This window comes from Aeromonas sp. FDAARGOS 1418 (genome assembly GCF_019048585.1).
In the GTDB taxonomy this organism is placed as follows: domain Bacteria; phylum Pseudomonadota; class Gammaproteobacteria; order Enterobacterales; family Aeromonadaceae; genus Aeromonas; species Aeromonas caviae.
This window is the reverse complement of record NZ_CP077387.1, coordinates 808,647-817,500: the sequence shown is the minus strand read 5'-3', so window position 1 is coordinate 817,500 and position 8,854 is coordinate 808,647. Positions and strand designations below refer to the sequence as shown.

General features: G+C 61.6%; 9 protein-coding genes (1 of these 9 running past the window's edge). 3 read left to right on the top strand and 6 right to left on the bottom strand.

Annotated elements, in window-relative coordinates; all coding sequences use genetic code 11:
• The 4 genes in view from I6L48_RS03890 to I6L48_RS03875 are tightly spaced (each overlapping or abutting the next) and all read right to left on the bottom strand, a layout consistent with a single transcriptional unit that may run on beyond the window.
• Positions 1–266, bottom strand: partial view of a biopolymer transporter ExbD gene (locus tag I6L48_RS03890; RefSeq protein ID WP_010672232.1) — the 5' portion only. It extends 136 nt beyond the left edge of the window; only the first 266 of its 402 coding nucleotides appear in the window; the start codon lies at positions 264–266; the stop codon falls past the left edge of the window.
• Entirely contained in the window at positions 263–793 is a 531-nt protein-coding gene (locus I6L48_RS03885) for a MotA/TolQ/ExbB proton channel family protein (RefSeq protein ID WP_041212055.1), read from the bottom strand. Before I6L48_RS03885 ends, I6L48_RS03890 begins: the two co-directional genes overlap by 4 nt.
• Entirely contained in the window at positions 790–2,097 is a 1,308-nt protein-coding gene (locus I6L48_RS03880) for a MotA/TolQ/ExbB proton channel family protein (RefSeq protein WP_216987785.1), read from the bottom strand. The genes I6L48_RS03885 and I6L48_RS03880 overlap by 4 nt, the downstream gene beginning before the upstream one ends.
• A complete protein-coding gene (locus I6L48_RS03875; RefSeq protein WP_216987784.1) occupies positions 2,094–2,855 on the bottom strand; it encodes a DUF3450 domain-containing protein in 762 nt (253 codons plus the stop codon). The genes I6L48_RS03880 and I6L48_RS03875 overlap by 4 nt, the downstream gene beginning before the upstream one ends.
• Before the next feature lie 211 nt (positions 2,856–3,066).
• Between I6L48_RS03875 and I6L48_RS03870 the strand changes: the two genes are divergently transcribed.
• Complete coding sequence (locus I6L48_RS03870; RefSeq protein WP_102948977.1) at positions 3,067–3,843, top strand: LuxR family transcriptional regulator; 777 nt, start codon at positions 3,067–3,069, stop codon at positions 3,841–3,843.
• 60 nt (positions 3,844–3,903) lie between these two features.
• Here I6L48_RS03870 and glmS read toward each other — a convergent pair whose 3' ends face one another.
• A complete protein-coding gene (gene glmS / locus I6L48_RS03865) occupies positions 3,904–5,736 on the bottom strand; it encodes a glutamine--fructose-6-phosphate transaminase (isomerizing) (protein ID WP_041212058.1) in 1,833 nt (610 codons plus the stop codon).
• Positions 5,737–5,791: 55 nt separating this feature from the next.
• Entirely contained in the window at positions 5,792–6,565 is a 774-nt protein-coding gene (locus tag I6L48_RS03860) for a DeoR/GlpR family DNA-binding transcription regulator (protein WP_010672253.1), read from the bottom strand.
• A gap of 123 nt (positions 6,566–6,688) precedes the next feature.
• On the opposite strand from I6L48_RS03860, the gene blrA reads away from it, so the two are divergent.
• Both blrA and blrB read left to right on the top strand, forming a co-directional pair.
• Positions 6,689–7,363: a beta-lactam response regulator transcription factor BlrA gene (gene blrA, locus I6L48_RS03855; protein WP_010672254.1), complete on the top strand. Its 675-nt coding sequence runs from the start codon at positions 6,689–6,691 to the stop codon at positions 7,361–7,363.
• A gap of 34 nt (positions 7,364–7,397) precedes the next feature.
• The gene (blrB, locus tag I6L48_RS03850; RefSeq protein WP_113070595.1) at positions 7,398–8,819 is read left to right on the top strand and encodes a beta-lactam sensor histidine kinase BlrB; all 1,422 of its coding nucleotides are present in this window, start codon (positions 7,398–7,400) and stop codon (positions 8,817–8,819) included.
• Positions 8,820–8,854: the final 35 nt, after the last annotated feature.

The window sequence follows — 8,854 nt, the reverse complement described above, 5'->3', positions numbered from 1 at the left end:
AGTCGGGCGAGGGTGGCCTGCACCCGCTCCACATCCACCTGTTTGCGGTCGAGGAAGATCTGCCCCTGAGCGCCGATCGCCAGCATGATGCTGGACGATTTCTGCGCCTTGGCCTGGCTGGCCTGGGGTCTGTGTACCTCAAGCCCGGCTTCGCGCACGAAGGAGGTGGTCACGATGAAGAAGATCAGCATGATGAAGACGATATCCAGCATGGGGGTCATGTCGATCTGCACTTCATCGCGCTGGCGTTTGGATTGCCGTCTCATTGCATTACCTTCTCTTCTCGCAGGCCGTCCCGGGTCTTGGCCAGCGCACGCTTGGCCTGACTCTCGAGCCGGCTCAGTAACAACACGCCGGAGAGGGCCACCACCATGCCTGCCATGGTGGGGATGGTGGCGCGGGAGATCCCGCCCGCCATGCTCTCCGGGTTAAAGCGGTTGGCCGCAGCCAGCGCATCGAATACGCCTATCATGCCGGTCACTGTACCCAGCAACCCCAGCATGGGGCAGAGCACCACCAGGGTGCGGATGAAGATCAGATGACGGTTGAGCGCCAGCTCCACTTCTGCCAGCCAGCGCCCGCGAATCGCGCGAGCGTGCCAGCTGTGACGCTCGCGACGCGCCTGCCAGCGGCTCAGCAGCTGACGCTGCAACGGTGAAAACCCCAGGTTGAGGTAGAGCAGCCGCTCGATCATCAGAATCCACATCAGCACCAGCAAGGCCAGAATGACCCAGAGCACCGGGCCGCCACGGCCCATGAAGCTCTGCAACTGCTGCCAGATGTCGAGCATCATGCTACCCGCTCCACCCTGTCACCATTGCTTTCGGCCCGCTCGGCCAGGATCCCGGCCACCTGCTGTTCCAGCACGTTGGAGAGCTCGGTGAAACGGGACTGCAACAGGCTGTGGGCCAGGATCAGCGGAATGGCCGCTACCAGACCCTGCACCGTGGTGACCAAGGCCATGGAGATGCCGCCCGCCATGATCTTGGGATCGCCGGTACCGAACTGGGTGATGACCTGGAAGGTGCCGATCATACCGGTCACTGTCCCGAGCAGACCCAGCATGGGGGCGATGGCCGCGATCACCTTGACCATGCCGATGCCGCGCTCCAGGCGAGGGGTCTCCTGCAGGATCGCCTCATCCAGACGCAGTTCGAGGGTCTCCATGCTCAGCTCTGGATGCTTGTCAGCCACCGTCAGCACCCGGCCGAGAGCGTTGTCGGCATGATATTCACCGCTCTTGAGCTGGCGACGAACCCGACCTAGTTCGCGAGAGAGGCTCCACAGCCGTACTCCAGCGATCCCCAGGCCGATAGCGGCCAGCAGCACGATGATGGCGCCGACCTGGCCGCCCTGCTGTACTTGCTGCCAGAAGGTGGGCGCCTGGGCCAGCATATCGAGCAGAACACCGTGGGAGGGATCCAGCGGCAACGCTTCTCCCTCCTGACCCTGATAAGCGGCCACAGCGGAAAGCACGCTGCCTGGCAGGCCCAGCACCGGACTCAGGCCTTCGGCCCCCGGTTGCAAGAAACCAGCATCGCCCAGCAGGGCGAAGCTGCCGATCCGGGTCAACGTCTGCTCGCTGGCAACGCCCTGGGCATCAAGCACCTTGCCGTTGAACTGGGCAACCCGGCCCGATTCGCGGATCTCCTGCAGCAAGGTGGCTGGCAGCAAGGCGAGGGCGGCGCGATCCGGCACCTGTTTATCCTGTGCCATGGTTTTCAGCGGGGCGAGACGATCAGGATACTGGCCCTCGACGGCGGATTCGCTCAGCAACTTGACCGCATCGCTGGCGCCCTGACGGGTGACCGCAAAGATGTCGTTCATGTCGCCGGATGCTTGATCCCACTGGGTATTGAGCTCCACCAGCTGCTTTTCATTGGCCGCGAACTGACTGGCCAGCTCCTTGCTCAGGCGCTGGGCCTCGGCCAGCTTGGCACGGGCACTGCTCAGCTCCCTGGAGACAGATGCCAGATCCTGCTGAGCCTTCTGCTCACGGGCCTGTTCCTGCTGCTGCCAGGCTTCCTCGGCCACGGCGGCTGTGGAGCCCAGAGAGAGGGCGAGGGCAAGGGGTAACCACTTCATGGTGACGCTCATGACTGGGCCTCCTGACCACGGCTGACGGAGAGGGGGACATTCAACAACTGGGGAACTTTCTTATCGGCAGCCATTTCCAACGCCTCGGCGATGGGGGAGAGCCACTGGCCGTCGAGGGCTTGCCACTGCTTGTGCTCGGCAGACCAGCGCCACGCCTGGGAGCGATCGGCGGTCATCGCCAGCAGGGAGACCCGGCCCAGTGCCAGCACGTCGACCCGGCGCGGTGCGCCATCCAGCACCAGCTCGGCGGAATAATGGTCCAGCCTGCTGCCGTATTCGGCTTCAATCTGATAGGCCTGCAATAGCTGGCGGAACTTCTCCGCCTCGCTCACATCGGCTCTGGCCAGCGTCGCTTTCAAGGCAGCAACCCGCGCCAGACGATCCTCCCTGCGCAGCGGGATGTCATCCTGTACCAGCTGTTCCAGATCGGCTTGCATCTGCAGCATCAGGGGGACAAGCCCCTGTCTGGTCTCCTGTACCGCCTCCAACTGCTGGTTCAGCTTGCCCAGCTCGTTTTGCTGATCGGCCACCAGAGACTGCATGTAGCGGTTGTAGGCTTCCAGATCCCGCAGTTGTAGTTGGGCATTTTGCAGCTCAATCCTGGCGGCGACGGCGCCATCGGCGGCTTTCTCCACACGCAGCTGGGAGGCTTTCCCGGCGGCGATGCTGTTCTTCAATGCTGGCGCAACCACCTCGTCGGCGGACACGACGCAATGAACGGCCATGGGTAACAAGGCCAGACCCCAAAACTTGTTCATGATATAAATCTTAACAATGATAACTATTCTCATTGTCTCAAAGAGTAGGGTCACTGGCAATCAGATGATTTTCTTGGCCTCTGGCCGAAAAAACAGGATACTTTTTAGACAAGTACGGGAATAACTGGCGTTGGTAGTCGCAACACCATTTTAAATAACTAAAAAATGTCTTTTCGATCAGCAAGATAAGTGATCGAAAAAGGAGACTTACATGTTTAACGATGCGATCTGGGAACACATAGATCGGTTCACCAAGGCGAAGAAGACCAGAGAGATCCAGCAACAACTGGAGCGCTTCAGTCATCAGATGGGGTTTGATTACTTCCGTTTGCTGATTATTTTCCCCATCAGTATGCAGAAATCCCATGTGGCCTTGTTCAACAACTGCCCCACCAGCTGGTTTGATGCCTATTCGGAACGGCACTACCTGACCCAGGATCCGGTCGTCTTCCTGGGACTGAAGCAGACCCAGCCCATCTTCTGGAACAAGCTCGATTGTGATGCCCCCTGGTTGCCCAGCGCCAGCAGGGAGGTGATGAACCTAGCCGCCGACTTCGGGGTGAGGAACGGCGTCTCCTTCCCGCTGCACACGCCGCAGGGGGAACACGGCATCCTCTCTTTCATCAGCAAGGAGAAGTCCAATTCCGATCTGATGTTTGAAAACGTTCCCCTGCTGTCATTCTGTGCCAGCTACATCTTCAACTCGGCCCTGACCCTCATCAAGGCCAGGCCAGACCTGATGAAATACCTGGCCGAGCTGTCGGATCGGGAGAAGGAGTGCCTGTTCTGGGCCAGCGAGGGCAAGACCTCCTGGGAGATCGCCACCATCCTCGGCATCAGCGAGCGAACCGTGAACTTCCACCTCAATCAGGTCACCAACAAGACGGACTCGCGCAACCGCAACCAGGCGATTGCCAAGAGCATCTCCAGCGGCATCATTGTGCCTTCCCTGGACGACGTGACCATCACCAACCTGCGGCTGTCGTAGCCTGTTTTGCCAAAACAAAAAGAGCCGCAATGCGGCTCTTTTTTCATTTCCAGCGACGACTTATTCCACGGTCACGGATTTCGCCAGGTTGCGCGGCTGATCCACGTCGGTGCCCTTGATGAGGGCAACGTGGTAGGAGAGCAGCTGCAGCGGCACGGTATAGACGATCGGCGCGATCATCTCTTCCACGTGGTTCAGGCTCATCACCCGCATGGTCTCGTCGCTCTTGAAACCGGCGTCCGCATCGGCGAACACATAGAGGATACCGCCACGGGCACGCACCTCTTCCACGTTGGACTTGAGCTTCTCCAGCAGATCGTTGTTCGGCGCCACGACGATGATGGGCATCTCGGCATCGATCAGCGCCAGAGGGCCATGCTTCAACTCACCGGCGGCATAGGCCTCGGCGTGGATGTAGGAGATCTCCTTGAGTTTGAGCGCCCCTTCCATGGCGATGGGGTACTGGCTGCCACGACCGAGGAACAGGCTGTGGTGCTTGTCGGCAAACTCTTCGGCCAGAGTCTCGATCTGCTTGGCCAGGGCCAGGCTCTCCTTGATACGCACAGGCAGGGCTTGCAGCGCCTTGACCAGTTCGGCCTCGGCGGCGGCGCTCAGGTTGCCACGGCAGTGACCGACGGAGGCCACCAGCATCAGCAGACCGGCCAGCTGGGTGGTGAACGCCTTGGTGGACGCCACCCCGATCTCGGCACCAGCCCGGGTCATGAAGGCCAGGTCGGATTCGCGCACCAGGGAGGAGCCCGGTACGTTGCAGATGGCCAGGGAGCTCATGTAACCGGATTCCTTGGCCAGACGCAGGGCTGCCAGGGTATCGGCGGTTTCTCCGCTCTGGGAAAGAGTCACCAGCAGGCTGTTGGGGCGTACCACCGACTTGCGATAGCGGAACTCGGAGGCGATCTCCACGTCGCAGGAGACGCCGGCGATCTCTTCGAACCAGTAGCGCGCCACCATGCCGGAGTTGTAGGAGGTGCCGCAGGCGACGATCTGGACGTGCTCGACCTTGTCGAAAATGGCACGGGCGCCGTTGCCGAAGGACTCGACCACCACGTGATCGCTGCCCAGGCGGCCTTCCAGGGTGTTGGTGATGGCCTTTGGCTGCTCATAGATTTCCTTGAGCATGTAGTGGCGGTATTCACCCTTGTCACCGGCATCGTGGGACAGCTCTGACTCCAGCTCTTCGCGCACCACGGCCTCGCCGTCGGTATCGAAGATGTGCACGTCGCGGCGGGTCACTTCGGCCACATCGCCCTCTTCCAGGAAGATGAAGCGGCGGGTCACCGGCAGCAGGGCCATCTGGTCGGAGGCGATGAAGTTTTCGCCGATGCCGCGGCCGATCACCAGGGGGGAGCCGGAACGAGCCACCACCACGCGGCTGTCGTCACGGCTGTCCATCACGACTGTGCCGTAGGCGCCGCGCAGTTGCTTCACCGCGACCTGCATGGCCGCCAGCAGGCTGGGAGCGGATTTCAGCTCGTGGTGCACCAGGTGGGCGATCACTTCGGTGTCGGTGTCGGAGCTGAACACATAGCCCAGCGCCTTGAGCTCTTCGCGCAGCTCTTCGTGGTTCTCGATGATGCCGTTGTGCACCACTACGATATGCTCGGAGACATGGGGGTGAGCATTGCGCTCGGACGGCTCGCCATGGGTAGCCCAGCGGGTGTGGGCAATGCCGGTACCACCGTGGACGGACTGCTCTTCCAGTGCCTTGGCCAGTTCGGCCACTTTGCCGAGGCGACGCACCCGCTGCAGCGGCTGGTTGGCGCTGAACACGGCGACACCGGCCGAATCGTAGCCACGGTATTCCAGACGGCGCAGGCCCTCTACCAGGATTTCAGCCACATCACGTTGGGCGACGGCCCCGACGATGCCACACATAGACTTCTCCTTGAAACGTAAGACGTTAATTTGGTTGGATAATGGTTTGTTCAAATCACACGGCCACGGGAGCGCAAATCAACGTGATCCCCCTGGCCTGAATCTGTTCTCTGGCCGCATTGCTCAGCCCCTCGTCGGTCACCAGGGTATGGATGCCGGACCAGGGCAGCTCGAGATTGGGGATCTTTCGGCCGATCTTTTCCGACTCCACCATGACGATGACCTCCCGTGACACTTCGGCCATGACCCGGGAGAGGCCCACCAGCTCGTTGAAGGTGGTGGTGCCCCGCTCCGGGTCGATGCCGTCGGCGCCGATGAAGAGCTGGTCGAAGTCATAGGAGCGCAGCACCTGCTCCGCCACCTGACCCTGGAATGATTCGGAATGGGGATCCCAGGTCCCGCCAGTCATCAGCAGGGTGGGCTCGTTTTCCAGCTCGCGCAGGGCACCGGCCACATTGAGGGAGTTGGTCATGACGATGAGGCCGCGCTTGTTGCCCAGCATGGGGATCATGGCGCTGGTGGTGCTGCCGCTGTCGATGATGACGCGGTTGTGATCGCGGATCCGCTCGGCGGCGGCGCGGGCAATGGCCAGCTTTCGATTCGAAACTTGTTCCGGGTTGCTGTCCACCACCATCTCGCTGGGGAGGGGAACGGCACCGCCGTAGCGACGCAGCAACAGGCCACCGGTCTCCAGTACCGCCAGATCTTTGCGGATGGTCACCTCGGAAGTGGCGAAGTGTTTGGCCAGGGCATCGACGCTGACTTCCCCCTGCTCCTGCACCAGACTCACTATGGTGTGACGGCGCTGCTGTGTGTTGCGTTTGGTCATTTATAAGTTTCGATTCGAAAGAATGGCGAAATATTAATGCCTTTTCGGGAAAAATCAAACGGCAAATAGGATCCGATTTGGTTCGATGCCAGAATGGGGCAGCTGATTTGCGACGAGGATGCCATGCAAAAACGACTCATCTGGCTGGTGGAAGATGAAGCCAGCATTGCCGATACCCTGATCTATGCCCTGCAGACCGATGGTTTCGAAGTGGAGTGGTTTCCCCTCGGTCAGCCGTTGCTGGCGCGACTGGAACAGACGCGACCGGATTTTTTGATCCTGGATGTGGGGCTGCCGGACATCAGCGGTTTCGAACTGTGCAAGCGGGTGCGGGCACTGACCGATATTCCCCTGATGTTTCTCACCGCTCGCAGCGAGGAGATAGACAGGCTGATCGGGCTGGAGATAGGGGCAGACGACTATGTGGCCAAACCCTTCTCGCCCCGTGAGGTGTGCGCCCGGGTGCGGGTCATCCTGCGCCGCAGCCAGCCCGCCCCCTCCCAGCCGATACAGCCACTCGCCCTGGACGAAGAGCGGGCACGAATCTGCTTCCTGGGCCAACCCCTGACGCTCACCCGCTATGAGTACCTGCTGCTCAAGACCCTGATGCTGGCGCCGGGTCGGGTCTACTCCCGCCAGCAGCTGATGGATCTGGTGTGGCAGGATGCGGAAGAGAGTCTGGATCGCACCGTCGACACCCACATCAAGACCCTGAGAGCCAAGCTGCGGGAGCGAGACCCTGACGCCAACCTGATCCTGACCCACCGCGGGCTGGGCTACAGTCTGGAGCTGGCATGAACTCAGGGTGGCCGGGCATCGGCAGGGGGATGAGATGAGAATCGGATTGCAACTGCTGTGCGGCCTGGTGCTGATCTTCGCCCTGGCCGCCTGGTTCGTGCTGGAGATCTTTGTCGAAGAGATCAAGCCCGGGGTACGCAGCGCCACCGAAGATACCCTGGTAGACATGGCGCAGATGCTGGCCCCCCTGGCCCTGGACGACATGCAGGAAGGAAAGATGGCGAATGGCCGGCTGGCCAGCGCCTTCTCCCGCCTGAACCAGAGTCCCATCAATGCCCTCATCGATGGCCACCTCAAGCAGCAGGCGGAGTACCGCATCTATGTGACCGACGCAAAAGGCAGGGTGGTCTACGACTCGGACGGGGTGGATCTGGGCAAGGACTACTCGCGCTGGAACGACGTCTACCTGACCCTGCGTGGCGAATATGGCGCCCGCAGCACCCGCACCGATCCCGACGATGCTGCCAGCTCGACCATGTATGTGGCAGCTCCGCTGCGGGAAGGAGCCGAGATCATCGGCTCCCTCACCGTCGCCAAGCCCAACAGCACCCTGCAGCCCATGATAGAGCGCAGCGAACACCAGTTGCTGAAAGGGGCGGCCCTGCTGCTGTTCATCTCGCTGCTCATCGGCGCCTTGCTGGTGTGGTGGCTCAACCGCGCCATCGGCAAGCTGGTGCACTATGCGGATGCAATCAGCCAGGGTCAGCCCGCCAGCCTGCCGCGCCTCTACAGCCCCGAACTGGACAGGCTAGGCCACTCCCTGGAAACCATGCGCCGCCAACTGGACGGCAAGGCCTATATCGAGGCCTATGTCCACAGCCTGACCCACGAGCTCAAAAGCCCGCTGGCGGCAATTCGCGGGGCGGGGGAGATCCTGGCCGAGGCGCCGCCGCCGGACATCGCAAAGCGCTTTATCGGCAACATCAATCTGGAGACGGCTCGCATGCAGCAGCTGATCGAACGCATGCTGCAACTCGCCCGCCTCGAATCAGGGCAGGGGCTGGACAGACAATCCGTTGAGCCGGCCCGGCTGGGCAGACGGGTGCTCGACGCCCGCCAGATCCAGGCCCAGCGCCGCCAGATCGCCCTGCACGCCGAGCTGGGGGAAAGTCAGAAGCAGAAGTGGGATCCCCTGCTGGTGGAGCAGGCCCTTGGCAACCTGCTGGACAACGCCCTCGATTTCGCCCCCGCCGGCAGCACCCTGGTGCTGAGCGGCGCCATGGAGGAGGGGGGTTACTGCTACCGGGTGCGGGATCAGGGTCCAGGCATTCCCGACTTTGCGCTGCCCAGGATTTTCGAGCGTTTCTACTCCCTGCCAAGGCCAGACAAGGGAAAAAGCAGCGGCCTCGGGCTCAGTTTTGCCATGGAGGTGGCACGCCAGCATGGCGGCCATCTTGCTCTTGCCAATCAGCCGGATGGGGGGGTGCTGGCCACACTCTGGCTGCCCGGCAACTGAGGACACTTCACACCAAGCACACAGAGCCGGGCTAA

Coding starts and splice junctions, on each gene's coding strand:
- I6L48_RS03885 (WP_041212055.1), bottom strand. CDS start 793: ATGATGCTCGACATCTGGCAGCAGTTGCAGAGCTTCATGGGCCGTGGC.
- I6L48_RS03880 (WP_216987785.1), bottom strand. CDS start 2,097: ATGAGCGTCACCATGAAGTGGTTACCCCTTGCCCTCGCCCTCTCTCTG.
- I6L48_RS03875 (WP_216987784.1), bottom strand. CDS start 2,855: ATGAACAAGTTTTGGGGTCTGGCCTTGTTACCCATGGCCGTTCATTGC.
- I6L48_RS03870 (WP_102948977.1), top strand. CDS start 3,067: ATGTTTAACGATGCGATCTGGGAACACATAGATCGGTTCACCAAGGCG.
- glmS (WP_041212058.1), bottom strand. CDS start 5,736: ATGTGTGGCATCGTCGGGGCCGTCGCCCAACGTGATGTGGCTGAAATC.
- I6L48_RS03860 (WP_010672253.1), bottom strand. CDS start 6,565: ATGACCAAACGCAACACACAGCAGCGCCGTCACACCATAGTGAGTCTG.
- blrA (WP_010672254.1), top strand. CDS start 6,689: ATGCAAAAACGACTCATCTGGCTGGTGGAAGATGAAGCCAGCATTGCC.
- blrB (WP_113070595.1), top strand. CDS start 7,398: ATGAGAATCGGATTGCAACTGCTGTGCGGCCTGGTGCTGATCTTCGCC.